Annotated in this window: 14 protein-coding genes and 1 pseudogene; 7 read left to right on the top strand and 8 right to left on the bottom strand. The window is 72.3% G+C overall.

Going from position 1 to position 16,416, the window contains the following annotated elements; all coding sequences use genetic code 11:
• The coding region (locus H0487_RS17425; RefSeq protein WP_183095498.1) for an SDR family oxidoreductase at window positions 1-684 on the bottom strand (684 nt) is incomplete at its 3' end.
• A 131-nt stretch (window positions 685-815) separates the two neighbouring features.
• Between H0487_RS17425 and egtB the strand changes: the two genes are divergently transcribed.
• Window positions 816-2,147 carry an ergothioneine biosynthesis protein EgtB gene (egtB, locus tag H0487_RS17420; protein ID WP_183095497.1) on the top strand — a complete coding sequence of 444 codons (1,332 nt, stop codon included), beginning with the start codon at window positions 816-818 and terminating at the stop codon, window positions 2,145-2,147.
• Window positions 2,144-3,118, top strand: coding sequence for an L-histidine N(alpha)-methyltransferase (gene egtD, locus H0487_RS17415; protein WP_183095496.1), 975 nt, complete (start codon window positions 2,144-2,146; stop codon window positions 3,116-3,118). Before egtB ends, egtD begins: the two co-directional genes overlap by 4 nt.
• On the opposite strand, the pseudogene H0487_RS17410 reads toward egtD, so the two are convergent.
• The 4 genes and pseudogenes from H0487_RS17410 to H0487_RS17395 all read right to left on the bottom strand — a co-directional run.
• A pseudogene (locus H0487_RS17410) lies at window positions 3,093-4,592 on the bottom strand (MFS transporter); the annotation flags it as partial. The gene egtD and the pseudogene H0487_RS17410 sit on opposite strands and share 26 nt — an antisense overlap.
• A 58-nt stretch (window positions 4,593-4,650) precedes the next feature.
• Window positions 4,651-5,385 (bottom strand): acyltransferase, encoded by a 735-nt coding sequence (locus H0487_RS17405; RefSeq protein ID WP_183095495.1) that lies wholly within the window; start codon window positions 5,383-5,385, stop codon window positions 4,651-4,653.
• Window positions 5,386-5,406: 21 nt separating this feature from the next.
• The gene (locus H0487_RS17400) at window positions 5,407-7,569 is read right to left on the bottom strand and encodes a DEAD/DEAH box helicase (RefSeq protein ID WP_183095494.1); all 2,163 of its coding nucleotides are present in this window, start codon (window positions 7,567-7,569) and stop codon (window positions 5,407-5,409) included.
• 206 nt (window positions 7,570-7,775) lie between these two features.
• Window positions 7,776-8,417: a LysE family translocator gene (locus H0487_RS17395; protein ID WP_183095493.1), complete on the bottom strand. Its 642-nt coding sequence runs from the start codon at window positions 8,415-8,417 to the stop codon at window positions 7,776-7,778.
• A 76-nt stretch (window positions 8,418-8,493) separates the two neighbouring features.
• On the opposite strand from H0487_RS17395, the gene H0487_RS17390 reads away from it, so the two are divergent.
• Window positions 8,494-9,339 carry an SDR family oxidoreductase gene (locus H0487_RS17390; protein WP_183095492.1) on the top strand — a complete coding sequence of 282 codons (846 nt, stop codon included), beginning with the start codon at window positions 8,494-8,496 and terminating at the stop codon, window positions 9,337-9,339.
• A 91-nt stretch (window positions 9,340-9,430) separates the two neighbouring features.
• On the top strand, window positions 9,431-9,850 hold the full coding sequence (locus H0487_RS17385; protein ID WP_183095491.1) for a pyridoxamine 5'-phosphate oxidase family protein: 420 nt from the start codon (window positions 9,431-9,433) through the stop codon (window positions 9,848-9,850).
• Between the two features lie 18 nt (window positions 9,851-9,868).
• Here H0487_RS17385 and H0487_RS17380 read toward each other — a convergent pair whose 3' ends face one another.
• Both H0487_RS17380 and H0487_RS23550 read right to left on the bottom strand, forming a co-directional pair.
• Window positions 9,869-11,059 (bottom strand): GAF domain-containing sensor histidine kinase, encoded by a 1,191-nt coding sequence (locus H0487_RS17380; RefSeq protein ID WP_183095490.1) that lies wholly within the window; start codon window positions 11,057-11,059, stop codon window positions 9,869-9,871.
• A 4-nt stretch (window positions 11,060-11,063) separates the two neighbouring features.
• Complete coding sequence (locus tag H0487_RS23550) at window positions 11,064-11,738, bottom strand: response regulator (RefSeq protein WP_312856003.1); 675 nt, start codon at window positions 11,736-11,738, stop codon at window positions 11,064-11,066.
• A gap of 135 nt (window positions 11,739-11,873) precedes the next feature.
• On the opposite strand from H0487_RS23550, the gene H0487_RS17370 reads away from it, so the two are divergent.
• Both H0487_RS17370 and H0487_RS17365 read left to right on the top strand, forming a co-directional pair.
• On the top strand, window positions 11,874-12,842 hold the full coding sequence (locus tag H0487_RS17370) for an Acg family FMN-binding oxidoreductase (RefSeq protein ID WP_183095489.1): 969 nt from the start codon (window positions 11,874-11,876) through the stop codon (window positions 12,840-12,842).
• Between the two features lie 69 nt (window positions 12,843-12,911).
• A complete protein-coding gene (locus tag H0487_RS17365) occupies window positions 12,912-14,033 on the top strand; it encodes a CDP-glycerol glycerophosphotransferase family protein (RefSeq protein WP_183095488.1) in 1,122 nt (373 codons plus the stop codon).
• A gap of 11 nt (window positions 14,034-14,044) precedes the next feature.
• On the opposite strand, the gene H0487_RS17360 is transcribed toward H0487_RS17365, so the two are convergent.
• On the bottom strand, window positions 14,045-14,908 hold the full coding sequence (locus tag H0487_RS17360; protein WP_220793525.1) for a TIGR03619 family F420-dependent LLM class oxidoreductase: 864 nt from the start codon (window positions 14,906-14,908) through the stop codon (window positions 14,045-14,047).
• Between the two features lie 34 nt (window positions 14,909-14,942).
• Between H0487_RS17360 and H0487_RS17355 the strand changes: the two genes are divergently transcribed.
• Window positions 14,943-16,416, top strand: a 1,474-nt coding sequence (locus H0487_RS17355; RefSeq protein WP_183095487.1) for an oxidoreductase, incomplete at its 3' end; no start/stop codon positions are given.

Raw genomic sequence — 16,416 nt, 5'->3', positions numbered from 1 at the left:
GGGGAGGAGGCCGCCGGCGGCGACCTGGCGGCCGGCCTTCCCGGGGAGGGGGACGGCGAGGACCTTGGGGCCCTGGCCGCGGTGGGCGACCAGGCGGCGGGCGAGGTCGGCGACGTCGTGCTGCTCGGGACCGGCGACGTCGGGGGCGAGGCCCTGGTGCTCGCCGGTGGCGACCTCGACCACCAGGTCGGCCAGCAGGTGGGTGGCGACCGGCTGGCTGAGCATCCTGGGGACCATCGCCACCGGGCCGCGGGTGCGGTCGAGGAGCTGGCCGGCGAAGTCGTGGAACTGCGTGGCCCGCACGATCGACCACGGCACCGGGCCGGTGCGGACGAGCTCCTCCTGGCGGCGCTTGCCCAGGTAGTAGGGCAGGTCCACCCGGTCGCAGCCGACGATCGAGATCGCCACGTGGTGGCGCACCCCGGCGCGGACACCGGCCGCCAGCAGGTGGCCGGTCGCCGCCTCGAAGAAGGCGATCGACGGCTTCGCGCGCAGCGCCACGACGTTGCTCGCGTCGATGACGGCGTCCACCCCGTCGAGGGCGGCGTCGAGGCCGGTGCCCGCGACCAGGTCGACCCCCGCGGAGCGGGCGACGACCCGCGGCACGAGCCCGCGCCGTCGTACGGCCTCGACGACCTGGCTCCCGAGCACGCCGGTTCCGCCGGCGACGGCGATCGTGGTCACAGGGCCGAGATTAGTCGGGCCCCTACCGCGCTGTCGGCGCGTCCCCCTAGCGTTGTCGACGGCTCCCCGTTCACTTCCTGCGCGAGTGGGTAGGACAGAGGGGTCACACCGACGACGAGCGAGGTTTGCGCATGACCAGCACGATCGATCCGGGGCTTCGCTGGGACCCCACCACCCTGCAGGACAGGTACGACGAGGTGCGCGCCTACACCGAGACGCTGGCCGCGCCGCTCTCCCCCGAGGACCAGACGGTCCAGTCGATGCCCGACGTGTCGCCCACCAAGTGGCACCGCGCGCACGTCACGTGGTTCTTCGAGACCTTCGTGCTCGCCGACAACGAGGCCGGGTTCGCGCCGTTCCAGGACCGCTACTGGTTCCTCTTCAACAGCTACTACGAGGCCATCGGGCCGCGCTACAGCCGTGTCGACCGTGGCCTCATCAGCCGGCCGGGTGCCCACGACGTCGGCCGCTACCGCGCCAACGTCGACGACCGGATGCGTGACCTGCTCGCCACGCTCGACGACGGCACCCTCACCAAGCTCGCGAGCACCATCGAGCTCGGCTTCCACCACGAGCAGCAGCACCAGGAGCTGCTCCTCATGGACATCAAGCACGTCCTGTCCCGCAACCCGCTCCAGCCCGTCTATGCCGGCAGCCCGACGGCGGCGTCGCAGCCCGACCGGCTCGGCTGGGTCGAGGTCGAGGGCGGCCTCGTCGAGATCGGCCACGGAGCCGACGGGGCCGACGCCGAGGCGGTGGGGGGCGACTTCTGCTTCGACAACGAGCTGCCCCGCCACGAGCAGTGGCTGCGGCCGTACCGGATCGCCGACCGCCTCGTCACCAACGGCGAGTGGCTGGAGTTCATGGCCGACGGCGGCTACCGACGCCACGAGCACTGGTTGAGCGACGGCTGGGCCAAGGTCCAGACCGAGGGCTGGCAGGCGCCGTTCTACTGGACCGAGGTCGACGGCACCTGGTTCGAGCACACTCTCCACGGCACCTGGCCGGTCAACCCGGGGCTGCCCGTGAGCCACGTCAGCTTCTACGAGGCCGAGGCCTACGCCGCCTGGGCCGGCAAGCGGCTGCCGACCGAGGCCGAGTGGGAGCACGCCGCCCGGTCCCTCCCCGTCGAGGGCAACCTCGCCAACGGCACCAGCTGGCACCCGGAGGCCGCGGGCGCGGCCGTTCCCGGCGGCGGGCTGCGCCAGATGTTCGGCGACTGCTGGGAGTGGACGTCCTCGGCCTACCACCCCTATCCCGGCTTCCGACCGGCTGCCGGCGCGATCGGTGAGTACAACGGGAAGTTCATGAGCAACCAGATGGTTCTCAAAGGTGGCTGCGCTCTGACGCCCGCGGGTCACGCCCGGGCGTCCTACCGCAACTTCTTCCCCCACCAGTCGCGGTGGGCGCTCTCCGGCGTCCGCCTCGCCGACGACGACACCAGCAAGGGATCCACCGCATGAACGCCCCGAAGGTCAGCGTCCTCCTCCAGAGCAACTGGGCCGAGGCCGGGCTGGTCACCGACGTCCGCCGCGGCCTGGGCTCACAGCCGCGGACGCTGCCGCCGAAGTGGCTCTACGACGAGGCCGGTTCGCGGCTCTTCGACGAGATCACCCGGCTCCCCGAGTACTACCCGACCGAGGCGGAGCGGACGATCCTCCGGGACGCGGCGGCCGACATCGCGGCGACGTCCCGAGCGACCACCGTCGTCGAGCTCGGGAGCGGGACGAGCGACAAGACCCGCCTGCTCCTCGACGCGTTCGCCGACGTCGGTCGCCTCGACCGGTTCGTCCCGGTCGACGTGTCCGAGGAGTTCCTCCGCCAGGCTGCCGACCTGCTGGCGGCGCGCTACCCCGACACCTCGGTCGAGGCCGTGGTCGGCGACTTCACGCTCCACCTCGGCCACCTGACCCGCTACCAGCACAAGCTGGTCGTCTTCCTCGGTGGCACGATCGGCAACCTGTACGTCGAGGAGCGCGGTGCCTTCCTCGGCGCGCTCGCCGACTCGATGGATGCCGGCGACGAGCTGCTGCTCGGCACCGACCTCGTCAAGGACGCCGACCGGCTGATCACGGCCTACGACGACCCGGGCGGCGTCACCGAGGCGTTCGTGAAGAACAGCCTGCGCGTCCTCAACCGCGAGCTCGACGCCGACTTCGACCTCGACGCCTACTCCTACGTCCCGTTCTGGGACCGGCGGATGCAGCGCATGGACCTGCGGCTGCGGGCCGAGATGCCGCAGCACGTCTCGATCCCCGGCGCGGACCTCGAGCTCGACCTGGCCTCCGGCGAGGAGATCCGCGTCGAGATCTCCACGAAGTTCACCGAGGACCGGCTGCGTGCGGAGCTCCAGGCCGTGGGCCTGGAGATCACCCGGACCTGGACCGACCCCACCGACAGCTTCGCCGTCACCCTCGCCCGGAAGTCGACCTGACGAGCTCCGGTTCGGCCACCTGACGCGAGCGGGCCGGGATCGTCGCAGCGATGGCTACACCGACGAGGGCGGCCGCGGCGCCGATCACGAAGCAGAGCTCGAAGGCGTGCTCGGTGGGGACGGCGACTGAACCCAGGCGCTGGGTGTCGCTGGTGAGGACGGTGCCCATCGCAGCGGCGGCGAGCGTCGTGCCGACCGAGCGCATCAAGGCGTTGAGTCCGACGGCCGCGGCGGCCTCCCGCGGCGGCGCGGCGTCGAGGATGAGGGTCGGCATCGCGGCGTAGCCGATGCCGACGCCGGCGGCGGCGATGCAGGCCGCCACCATCAGCTGCCAGGCCGAGCCCATGAGCAGCAGGCCGGCGAGGTAGCCGGACGCCAGCACGGTCGCGCCGGCCATCAGCGTCGCCTTCGCGCCCCAGCGGTTGATGAGCGAGCCCGAGACGGGCGAGAGCAGCATCATCATCAGGCCGCCGGGCGCCAGCCACAGGCCCGCCTCGAGGATGGTCTGGCCCAGCCCGTAGCCGGTCGCCTCGGGGGCCTGGAGGAGCTGCGGCACGACGATCGACTGCGCCATCATCCCGAAGCCGACCGCGAGCGCCGCCAGGTTGGTGAGCAGCACCGGCCGCTGGGCGCTGGTGCGGAGGTCGACGATGGGGTCCTCGGTGCGCAGCTCGTAGGCGCCCCAGGCGAGCAGGACGACGACCCCGAGGCCGATCGCACCGAGGGTGCGGCTGTCGCCCCAGCCCCAGGCGCTGGCCTTGGAGACGCCGACGAGGAAGGCGACCAGCCCGAGCGCGAGACCGACGGCACCCGGGTAGTCGAAGCGACCGCGGCGGCCGTCGTGGACGTGCGGGACGAGCACCTCGACCGCGACGGCGACGATCGCGCCCAGCGCCGCGGCGATCCAGAACAGCGCGTGCCAGTCCCCGCTCTCCGCGATCCACGCGGCCAGCGGCAGGCCGACCGCTCCCCCGACCCCGAGCGTCGCGCTCATCGCGGCGACCGACGTCGCGGCCATCGCCGGCGGCACGACCTCACGGATGAGGGAGATCGCGACCGGGATGAACCCCATCGCGACTCCCTGGAGCGCGCGGCCGACGAGCATCGGCGCCAGCGAGGACGACAGGGCGCAGACGACCGAGCCGAGCACCAGCACCGCCGCGCACGCGCGCAGCACCTTCTGCTTGCCGAACATGTCCGCGAGCCGGCCCGCGACCGGCATCGACACGGCGGCCGTGAGCAGGGTGATCGTGATGACCGCTGCGGTGTCCGTGGCGTCGGCGCCGAGCAGGCGCGGCAGGTCGCTCTGGATCGGGATGACCATCGTCTGGGTGGTCGCCGCGGCGAGCCCGCCGAAGCAGAGAGTGGCGACGGCCAGCCGCGGGCTGGCGGCGCGCTTCTCGGCCGCCGGTGGGGTGGCCGGATCTGATGGCGACACAGGTGCTCCTGACACGGACGGTACGACGAGGACGCACGCTACAGATGCTTGACCTCGTCAACCAAAACCAGGAACACGTTCTCGGCGAAGCCCGCTACGGAGTGTCCTCCGAGCTCCAGGTGACGCCCTCCCGGATGACGCGGGCCGGACACCCGCCCACCGCGGTCCGCGGCGGCACCTTCTGGCCGCGGACCATCGCCCGGGTGCCGACGACGGCGCCGGCGCCGATCTCGCAGTGGCCGGTGACGATCGCCTCGCGACCCAGCCACACGTGCTTGCCGAGCCGGATGTGCGCGCCGTACGGGTTGAGCCGCGCGCCCGTCTCCGCGTCCTCGAGCCGGTGCATGTCGTCGGTGGCGATGTAGACGTTCGCCGCCCACAGCTGTCCCTCCTCGGCGACCACCGAGCCGCCGTTGCGGGCGTCGACGATCGCGCAGCGGGTGGCGATGACGTCGGCGGTCAGGACGATCGTCGAGTAGGCGCCGCAGTAGATCTCACTGCCCGTGAACGCACTCCGCGGCCCGAGGAAGACCGTCGCCCCGTCCCCGCCGATGAGGAGCGAGGCTACGTTGTTGGTCGGGCTGGCGACGACGAGCAGCACGTCGCTGACCTCGTAGTAGGCCAGGTGGTCGATCAGCTTGTGCGGCAGGTCGACGTCGACGACGTCGTCACCGAGGTAGAGCGCGTTGCCGCGCTCGTGCCACCAGTCGGGCAACGGGCCCGCGACCAGCCGCAGCGGAGTCGCCTCCAGCACGTCGGGGTCGACGCCCACAGCAATGAGGCGGGTGCGGTGCTCGTCGCTGAGCTCCGCCGCACGGGTCCACGGCATGACGGGATTGTGCCCGAGTCCTCAGAACAGCGTGGCGGCTTCCCGCTTCTCGAGCGCGGCGGTGAGGAGGCCCACCAGCGCCTCCAGCTGCAGATCGAACCCGCCGTCGCCCTCCTGGACCTCGGCGTCGAGCGCCCGCGCCGCCAGCCCGGCCTTGCTGCCGATCAGCTCGGCTACCCGGGTGTCGATGGTCTGGGTCGCGATGACCCGCCACGCCGTGACCGGCTCCGTCTGGCCGATCCGGTGGACGCGGTCGATCGCCTGGGTCTGCTCCGCGTCGGTCCACGACAGCTCGGCGAGGATCAGGTTGGACGCCACCTGAAGGTTGATGCCCACACCGGCCGCCGTCAGCGAGCAGACGATGATCTGGACCTCGGGGTCGTTGGTGAAGGAGTCGATCGCCCTCTCCCGCGCCGTCTTGGTCTGGTCGCCACGGACCGACACCGACCTGATGCCGCGGGCCGCGAACGTCTCCTCCGCGGTGTCCATGACGTCGATGTGCTTCGCGAAGAACACGACCTTGCCGGCGTTGCGTGCCAGCTGGGCGGCGTAGTCGGCAGCAAGACCCGCCTTGGCCTGGCCGATCCGGCGCAGCATCCCGAAGACGTTCTCGCCCGACTCGGTCGAGATGTCCTCGCGCTCCCAGGTCGCGACCTGCCGCACCAGGACGGTGTCGATCCCCTCGACGACGGTCCGGTCGCGGCGGGTCTCGATCGCCTTGTCGTAGCGCTCGACGAGCCGCCGGGCGAGGTCCTCCTCGGCCTTGCGGATGGAGCGACCGGCCTCGCCCTCCAGCTCGACCGGTACGTCGGCGATCCGGCGGGCCGGGATGTCGGCCGCGACGTCGACCTTGCGCCGCCGCACGATGCCCATGTCGACCACGATCTGGCGCGCGGTCGGGTAGAACTGCCGGTCGGCGGGGCTCAGACCGGTCTCGTCGAGTTCGGCCATCAGCTCGCCGAGCGGCTTCTTGTCGTCGATCCAACCGAGGAACTGCCAGATCGCGCGGAAGTCCTCGATGTCGTTGATGAGCGGCGTACCGGTCAGCGCCATCAGCAGCGGCCGCGGCACCCGCTTGCGGATCCGGTCGGCGAGCTCGAGGACGTTCTGGGAGCGCTGCGAGGTCTTGTTCTTGATGTAGTGCGCCTCGTCGACGATCATCCCCTTGAACCCGTGCTGGCCCAGCCAGCCGAGGTGCCGGTCGAGGATCTCGTAGTTGACGACGAAGACGTCGGCGAAGCCGTCGACGTCCATCGCGTCGCCGTGCAGCACCGTGGCCCGCCGGTTCGGCGTCCAGATCTCGACCTCGCGGGCCCAGTTGGTCTTGACGACGTTGGGCACGGCGACGAGCAGCGGGTAGGACTCGCTGACCTGCGCGGCGAGCAGCGCCTGCGCGGTCTTGCCCAGACCGGGCTCGTCGGCGAGCAGGAAGGTCCGGTGCCCCTCGGCTGCCGCCTCCACCATCCGCGCCTGGTGCGCCATCAGCTCGCGACCGGGCGGCAGCATGATCAGGCCGACGTCGTCGGGCTCCGGCAGCTCCATGCAGACCGGGGCCCCGGGGGTGGTGTCCTCGAACGACCGGAAGAGCGGGCCGAGCAGCTCCCAGGTCGCGAGCCGGCCGCTCGGCTTGCGGGTCGGGAGCGCCGCGTCGAAGTCGGGGACGAGGAACGGGTTGGCGAGCTGACGGGCGATGACCGACTGCGGGATCGCGCGCCGCTCGGCGAGCACCTGGTCGGGGTCGACCGCGGGCTCCGGCTTCGGATCCGGTACCTCGAACCCGGCGCGGCGCTGGAGCTCGCGCTTGAGGTCCTCGGCGGAGTCGGAGATCTCCGCGTCCTCGGCGAGCAGGTCGAAGAGCCGCGGGTCGCGGGCGGCGGTCTGGGCGAGGATCGTGCCGATCCCGTCGAGGCGCTTGAGCTCCTCGGCGCGCTTGGCGTCGGAGAGGGACTCGTCGGCCTTGACCCGGGTGCGCTCCTCGCGGGCGAGGAGGGCGACGACCTGGTACTTGGTCCGCACCTCCGACAGCGCCGAGCCGCGGGCGACCGCCGACTCCACCTCGCGGACGACGCGCGCGAGCACAGGGATGATCCCGGTCTCGTCGCGGCGAGCCGCTCCCCTGTTGCCGTTGGCGCCGCCCCGGCGCTGCTGCTGCGCGGGTCTGCGCTGCTGGCTTCCTCGAGCCACTGCTGTCCCTACGTTCGATGCCGGGCCGGTGTCGGTCGGCGATTCGTCACACGGGCTCGCGCCCGCGGGCCGCTCGTGCGAGCGAGTGTCGCCAGGCGCGGCATGCGTGCCTTGCCTTCGCGACGGGTGAGCCGGGGATCCGACGCTCAGAGGGTCGGGGGTCCTGCGGCGGCACCACGATAGCAGCCGCGGTCCCGAGGGAGGACTCAGTCGGCGAGGGCCATCGTCGTACCGAGGCTCACCATCATCACGCCGCCGGCGGCGCCGAGGCGGTCGAGCCGCTGCGGACGCTTCGCGAACCAGTCGCGCGCCTTGCTCGCGGCGAGCGCCCACACGGTGTCGGAGGCGATCGCCATCACCCCGAAGACCAGCCCGAGGAGGGCGATGGCCGAGCCGGGGCTGCCGGCCGCCTCGTCGGTGAACTGCGGGAGGAAGGCGACGAAGAACACGATCGTCTTGGGGTTGGTCGAGCCGACGATCATCCCGGTCCGGACCGAGGCGAACCCGCTGCTGCGCACCGGAGGGGCGTCGGACGCCGCCTCGAGGGCGGCGCGGGCGTCACCGCGGTGGCGGAACGCCTGCACACCGAGATAGACGACGTACGCCGCGCCGACCAGCTTGATCGCGGTGTAGGCGGACGCCGAGGCGGCCACGACCGCGCCGAGGCCGACGGCCACGAGGGCGACCTGGATCATCAGCCCGAGCCCGTTGCCGACCACCGAGAGCAGCGCGTCGCGCCGACCGACGGTGAGCGCCCGGCCGATGGTGAAGAGCAGGCTCGGACCCGGTACCTGGATGAAGAGGATCGAGGCGAGGAGGAACGCGACCCACTGGCTGGACGACGGCACCTGTCGATGGTCCCAGGGAGCCGCACCACGGGCCAGTCGTTATCGCCGAACAGGAACGTGTTCTAGTCTCGACCCCGTGGGAACCTACGCCGTCACCGGCTCCGCCTCCGGAATGGGTCGCGCCGTCACCGAGAAGCTGACCGCCGCCGGGCACACCGTGATCGGCGTCGACCTCGCCGACGCCACGGTCACCGGCGACCTGTCCACGCCCGACGGACGTCGCGACGCGGCCGCCGCCGTGCTCGCGCACTGCGACGGCGTGCTCGACGGGGCCGTGATGGCCGCTGGCCTCGGCCCCGCATCGGGCAACCCGCGGCTGATCTCCCAGGTCAACTACCTCGGGGTCGTCGAGCTCCTCGAGGCCTGGCGGCCCGCGCTGGCCCAGGCCGACCGGGCCAAGGTCGTCGTGTTCTCCAGCAACTCCAGCTCGACCGTCCCGATGGTCCTGCGGCGCACCCTGAACGCCTATCGCGACGGCGACCTCGACAAGGTGGTCTCGTCGCTGCGGCTCTACGGCAAGCAGGCGCCGACCTTCGCCTACGCCTCGAGCAAGATCGCCATCAGCCGCTGGGTCCGTCGTACGGCGGTCACGCGCGCGTGGTCCGGTGAGGGCATCCGCCTCAACGCGATCGCGCCCGGCGCGATCATGACCCCCCTGCTGGAGAAGCAGCTCGCCACCCCGGCGGAGGCCAAGCAGATCAAGCGCTTCCCGGTGCCGATCGGCGGCTTCGGCGACGCCGGCCAGATCGCCGACTGGGTCGTCTTCATGCTGTCCGACGCTGCTGACTTCCTCTGCGGCAGCGTCGTCTTCGTCGACGGCGGGTCCGACGCCTGGTTCCGCGCCGAGGACTGGCCGGGCCCGGTCCCCGCCCGGCGGCTGCGGCGCTACGTCCACCGGTCCAAGGCGTTCCGCCACCGCTGACCAGGACCAAGGTCCCGCGCCCGGGCGACCCTTGCCCCTCCTCCCCCCGCCCTCCGTGCCGTTGGCTGGAGGTACAGGAAGAGGAGGGGCGATGACCGCCACGCACCACTGGTTCAAGAGCCGGATCCGGCACCTCGACAGCGCCGAGTGCCAGGATCTCCTGCGGACCACGACGACCGGACGGATCGCCTTCGCCGACGACTCGGGGCCCGACATCTTCCCGGTGAACTTCTCGATGGACGGCGAGGACGTCCTCATCGCCACGAGCGGGTACGGCGCCATCGCACGCGCCGCGACCGGGGCGCGCGTCGCCTTCGAGGTCGACGACATGGACCACGCGACCGAGTCGGGGTGGTCCGTGGTGGTCCGAGGCAGGGCCGACCGGGTCGCCCAGTTCGACCTGCCGCCGGACCCTACCGAGCGTCCGTACCCCTGGGCGGAGGGCAACCGCAGCTACGTCCTGCGGATCCACGCCGACCAGGTCACCGGGGTCCGGCTGCTGCCGACCTGAGCTGTCGACCGGATGCGCTCAGGCGCGCGGCACCGACCAGCGCACCGTCGTACCGGCGCCGGGAGCCGACTCCACCGTGAGGGTGCCGCCGCGCTGCTCGGCCCGGCTCTGGATGTTGGCCAGCCCGCTGCGGTGGACGTCGGTCTCGGGCAGGCCGACCCCGTCGTCGGTGACCGTGAGCACCACGTCGTCGCCCGCGCGGAGGTGGACCACGACCGAGCTCGCCTTCGCGTGCCGGCCCGCATTGGCCAGCGTCTCGCTGAGGACCGCCAGCAGGTCGGGCGCCAGGTCGGGCGGGACCAGGGACCGGACCGGGCCCTCGAACTGGAGGTCGGGGCGCACCTTCATGGTGGCTGCGGCCCGTTCGACGACCCGGGTCACCTCGGCCTGGATGTCGGAGGAGGACTGCCTCGTCCCGAGCGCGAAGATCGTGCGCCGGATGTCCTTGATCGTCGCGTCGATGTCCGACACGGCCCGGTCGAGCCGCTCGGCGACCTCGGACCGGTCAGGCAGCCGGGCGGTGCTCTGGATGCTCAGGCCGACGGCGAACAGCCGCTGGATGACCAGGTCGTGGAGGTCGCGCGCGATCCGGTCACGGTCCTCCAGCAGTGCCAGCCGCTGCTGGTCGTCGCGGGCCCGCGCGTTCTCGATCATGACGCCGGCGGCACCGGCGAGGGCGACCACGATCTCCTCGTCGTCGGGGGTGAAGTCCGATCCGTCGGTCTTCTCCGTCAGGTAGAGGTTGCCGAAGACCAGCCCGCGGATGCGCACGGGCACCCCGAGGAAGGAGTGCATCGGCGGGTGGTTGGGGGGGAAGCCGTACGACGCTGCGTGCTGGGCGATGTCGTGGAGCCGCAGCGGCTCCGGCTGGTCGATGATCTGACCGAGCAGGCCGTGGCCGCGCGGGAGCTCGCCGATCTCGGCCGCGCTCTCCGGGCCGATGCCGTGGTAGATGAACGTCTGGAGCCGGTCGCCGTCGCCGGAGTTCAGGACGCCGAGCGCGGCGTACTGCGCGTCGACCAGCCGGCTCGCGACCTCGACGATGCGCGACAGGACGCCGTCGAGGGTGATGTCGGCGGCCATCGCCACGACTGCGTCGAGGAGCAGCTCGAGGCGTTCGCGCTGGTCGACCGCGCCCTGCATCCGGGCCTCGACCTCGCGTACGAGCTCCTCGAAGTCGGCCTCCCGCAGGAGTCGGCGTCGCTCCATCGGGTCAGCGGCTCGATCCGCCGTGCTTGACCGCGAAGATGGCGGCCTGGGTCCGGCTGCTCAGTCCGAGCTTGGCCAGCAACGACGAGACGTAGTTCTTCACGGTCTTCTCGGCGAGGTGGAGCTCCTTGCCGATCTGGCGGTTGGTCATCCCCACCCCGATCAGGTCGAGGATCCGTTGCTCCTGGTCGGTGAGGCCCGCGAGCTCCTCGTCGACCGGCGGGCCACTGCGGACCCGTTCGAGGACGGCCGCGGTCACCGCCGGGTCGAGCGCCGACTGCCCGTCCGCGACGCGACGGATCATGTCGATGAGGTCGGTGCCGCGCACCTGCTTGAGCACATAGCCGGCCGCGCCCGCCATGATCGCCGCGAACAGGGCGTCGTCGTCGTCGTACGACGTGAGGATGAGCGCCTTGATGTCCGGGTCCTGCGAGCGGACGTCGCGGCACACGTCGATGCCGGATCCGTCGGGCAGCCGCCCGTCGAGGATGGCCACGTCGGGCCGCAGTGCCGGGATCCGGCGGACCGCCTCGACGGCCGACCCCGACTCCCCCACCACCTCGATGTCGGGCTCGCTCTCGAGCAGCTCACGCATCCCGCGCCGTACGACCTCGTGGTCGTCGAGCAGGAAGATCCGGATCGTTCGCCCAGGGGCGGAGGTCGCGTCACCATCGGTCACTGCACAACGGTACCGGCGTCCCGGTCCGGCGCGGGAGGAAAAGGTGCCCTGGCGCGAAGGACCTTGGTCCCTACTTCGGACGGTCGCCGGAGACCAGACTTCGAGGTGGAGCAACTGCCGGAGAGGGGGGACCGCATGTCGATGCCGATGACCACGGCACGCCGTCTGGTCGAGCTCGCCTGCAACGCACCCAGCGTGCACAACACCCAGCCGTGGCTCTGGCGCATCGACGGCAACCAGGTGCGGCTCCATGCCGACCATCGCCGGCAGCTGCCCGCCGAGGACCCCGACGGTCGCAGCCTGGTCATCAGCTGCGGCGCCGCCCTCCACCAGCTCCAGTTCGCTGCTCGGGCGCTCGGCTGGACCTCCGAGGTGGCCCGGACCCCGCGGGGTGACGACCCCACCCTGCTCGCCGAGGTCACCTTCGAGCGTGGGCCTGCGTCGTCCCAGCCCGTCAACGACCTCGCGGCGCTGCGCCGACGCTGCACGGACCGCCGCCGGTTCACGTCCTGGCCGGTGCCCGACGACATCCTCGAACGGCTCGCCGGCGAGGCGCGCACGTGGTCGGCCGCCGCGCTGCCGATCACCGACCTGGTGTCTCGCTTCCGCCTCGAGCTGCTCTCCAACGAGGCCACCATGCTCCGCGAGTCCGACCCGGTCGCGGTCGGCGAGCAGACCGCCTGGGTCGACCGCAGCGACCACGACGGCGTCCCGCTGAAGGTCCTGCCCCGCGTCGAGCAGAATGCACCGCCGGAGGACCGGCGCAACCGGTTCGGGCCCGGGCTGGTGCCCGAGACCCGCACGCCGGTCGACGGCGGCGATGGCGTCATCGTCCTCGGGGGCCGGGGCGACGAGACCGCGGACTGGCTCCGGACCGGTGAGGCTCTCAGCGCGCTCTGGCTGCGCGCGACCCGGGACGGCCTGTCCGTCGTCCCGCTCAGCCTGCCGGTCGAGATCGAGTCGATCCGGTTCGCGATGGCCGAGTCCGTGCTGGAGGGCGCGTTCCTCCCCCACCTGGCGGTCCGGATCGGCTGGCAGGCGATCGGCCGCACGGGCCTGCCACGCACCCCGCGGCGCGCACTCGACACCGTGCTGCTGGCGTGAGCCGCCAGCCGGGCAGCGGCCCACCCCCGGCACCCCGGCTGGTCACCTCGAGGCCTTAACCTTCGCCCTGTGCAGCAGCAGACCGACGTCGTGGCCTACTTCGGCGACGACCCCACCCGGGTCTACCAGGTGGCGCAGTGGCTGCCCGTGCTGGAGGTGCTCGACCGCACCCACCGGGTGGCGCTGGTCCTCCGCAACGCCGAGGTCGCCCGGCTGCTCGAAGAGCGCACGACCCTGCGGGTGGTGCTCGCCGCCGGCTTCGACGAGCTCGCCAAGACGTTCGACAACCTCGACGCGTCCGTCGTCCTCTACTGCAACAACTCCCGCACCAACGTCGACGCCCTGCTCAACAACCGGATGCTCCACGTGCACGTCAACCACGGCGAGAGCGACAAGCAGAGCATGGTGAGCAACAACGCGAAGGCCTACGACCGGGTCTTCGTCGCCGGGGAGGCCGCCGTGCGACGTCACCTCGCGCACCTGCTGGAGTTCGACGGCTCGTCGCTGGTCCGGATCGGTCGGCCCCAGCTCGACGTGGCGCGGCCGGAGGCGCTCGCGCCGTCGTCGCGCACGACCGTGCTCTACGCCCCGACGTGGGAGGGGGACGCCGACTACAACGACTACACGTCGGTCGACGTGCTCGGGCCGGCGATCGTCGAGGCCGTCCTCGCGCTGCCGGACGTCCGGCTGGTCTACAAGCCCCACCCCAAGATCACGACCAGCCTGACGCCGGCGATCGCGACCCACCACGCCGCCATCGTGCAGCGGGTCACCGAGGCGGCGTTCGCCGACCCGACGGCCGGTCACGCCGCGGTCCTCGAGGGCGACATCCTGGCGGTGATGACCGGGTGCGACCTGATGATCACCGACGTCTCGTCGGTCGGGCTCGACTGGCTCTACCTGCGCACCGATCGGCCGATCCTCGTCACCGACCGCCACGGCGACGCCGACGCGCTGCGGCGCGACGTCCCGGTGAGCCGGTGCGCCGACATCATCGACGTCACCAACGTCGACGGGCTCACGGCTCTGCTGGCGGCCCGACTCGCCGACGACACCCACCGGGCGGCCCGGGAGGAGACCCGGCGGCACTACTTCGACGACGTGCGGCCGGGCGAGAGCACGACCCGGTTCGTCACGGCCGTGACCGACCTGGTGGCGTTGCGGCGCCGGCTCGTGTCGCCCGACGCCTGACCCGCGCCGCCTTAGAGCTTGTCCATCACGTCCTCGCGGAAGCGGCGGATGCCGTCGAGCTTCTGCTCCAGCGGCGCGTCCTGCTTGCAGTAGTACATCCACGGCATCGTCATGCAGAGGGTGACACCGCCGTCGGACGCGCGCTGGAAGTCCTCCGGCGTCAGCGCGTCGGTGAGCGCCGGCGCCATCTCGAACGGGAGGTCCTCGCGCCCGAGCTCGACGCGGAGGGCACGCAGCCGGGCCGCGATCTCCACCGCCTCGTCGACGGTCGCCATGTCGCCCACCCAGCCGTCGTTGCGGGCGGCGCGGCGCAGGGCCACGTCGGAGAGACCGCCGACCCACACCGGGATCGGCCCCGGCGGCTCCGGCTTCATCACCAGCCGGTCGCAGCGGTAGAACTCGCCCTCGAACTCGGTCCAGCCCGGCTTCCAGAGCTCGCGCATCAGCGCGAGGCCCTCGTCGGTGCGCTTGCCCCGCGTGCCGAAGTCCTGCTCCAGGAGGTCGAACTCGTCGCGGCACCAGCCGACGCCGATCCCCAGCGCCACCCGGCCGCCGGCGAGGGCGGCCGCCGTGCCGACCGCCTTGGCGACGACGAACGGGTTGCGCATCGCGGCGACGTAGATCGAGGTGAAGAACTGGATCCTCGTCGTGACCTGCGCGAGCGCACCCACGGTGACCCACGGGTCCGGCCAGTCGACATCCGGCTCCCAGCGGCGGCGGCCGTCGGGCGTGTAGGGGTAGGGCGTCGTGACCTCCTCGAGGTCGACGACGTGGTCGGCGAGGCTGAACGCCCGGAAGCCGTGCTCCTCGGCGGCGCGGGCGAGCGGCACGAGCTGGTCGACGGGCTGATAGGCGGCCACCATGGCGAAGTCCACGCGGCCAGCGTAGTCATGAAGTAGAACATGTTCTATGAACGCCTCGTCCTACGGCCACCTGCTCGCGCCGGGTCGCATCGGCTCGATGGAGCTGCGCAACCGGATCGTGATGTCGCCGATGGAGACGATGTACGGCACGCCGGAGGGGTTGCCGTCCGACCGGACCGTCGCCTACTTCGCCGCGCGCGCGGCGGGCGGGGTGGGTCTGGTGACCGTCGGCGCGACCGGCATCGACCCGCTGCACCCCGAGACGCCCGGCGGCCTCCAGATCGGCTCGGACGCCGCGGTCGCCGCCCATCGCCGGCTGGTCGAGGCGGTCCACGCCCACGGGGCGAGGATCCAGCCGCAGGTCGTGCACGCGGGTCCCGACGGGCTCGGGCCGGAGATGCACGGCGTCACCTCGCTCGGCCCGTCGGTCATCCCGTCGTACCTGACCGGTCGGCCGTCGGCCGAGGCGACGAAGGAGCAGATCGCGGCGATCATCGACCAGTTCCGCGCCGCCGTCGTCCGGGTGCGGGAGGCCGGGTACGACGGCATCGAGCTACATGCAGCGCACGGCTACATGTTCCTCGGGTCGTTCCTCGCCCCGCAGCGCAACCGGCGGGGCGACCGCTACCGCGGGACGTCGGCCGAGGGGCGGGTCCGGGTGGTGCTGGAGGCGCTCGCCGCGATCCGTTCCGAGGTCGGCGCCGACTTCCCGATCACGCTGCGGATCTCCGGCTACGAGCGGGTCGCGGCCGGGCGGCCCGTGCACGACACCGCGTCCATCGCGCCCCTGCTGGTGGAGGGCGGCGTCGACGCTTTCCACGTGAGCGGCGGCGTCATCGACCGGCTCGTGACCGGGATGGTCAACGCCGCCGACCGTGGGGACGGGCTCAACGTCGGCGCCGCCGCGGCGGTCCGGGAGGCCGTGGACGTGCCGGTCATCGCCGTCGGACGGCTGCACTCCCCCGACCTGGCCGAGGCGGTGCTCGCCGACGGGCGGGCAGACTTCGTCGCGCTCGGGCGGCCGTTGCTGGCCGACCCCGACCTGCCGCGCAAGCTGGCGGCCGGCGAGGTGGCGCGGGTGCGCCGGTGCATCTCCTGCGAGAACTGCATCGACACGCTCGAGGAGAAGCTCGCCACCGAGTGCGCGGTCAACGCGCGGACGGGGTACGAGGCTGACCTGGTGCTGGGGCCGGCCCCGGTGGCGCGGCGCGTCGTCGTGGTCGGCGGTGGACCGGCCGGGCTGGAGGCGGCGCGGCTGGCGGCTGCCCGCGGGCACGCCGTGGTGCTGCTCGAGCGCTCGGCCGCGTTGGGCGGCGCGTTGGTCGACGCGTCGGCGGTGCACCCGGAGAACCGGTCCTACCTGGACTGGCTGCTCGCCGAGGTCGACCGGTCCGAGGTCGACGTACGGCTCGGTCGCGCGGCGTCCCCTGCGGCGGTCGCCGCGCTCGCGCCCGACGTGGTGGTCGTGGCGACCGGCGGCGCCCTCGTCGTCCCGGCGCTGCCGGGCGGCGGCCTCCCCC

This window comes from Nocardioides stalactiti (assembly GCF_014180715.1).
Lineage (GTDB): Bacteria > Actinomycetota > Actinomycetes > Propionibacteriales > Nocardioidaceae > Nocardioides > Nocardioides stalactiti.
Note: the sequence above shows the minus strand (reverse complement) of the source record. Positions and strands in the feature narration are given on the sequence as shown.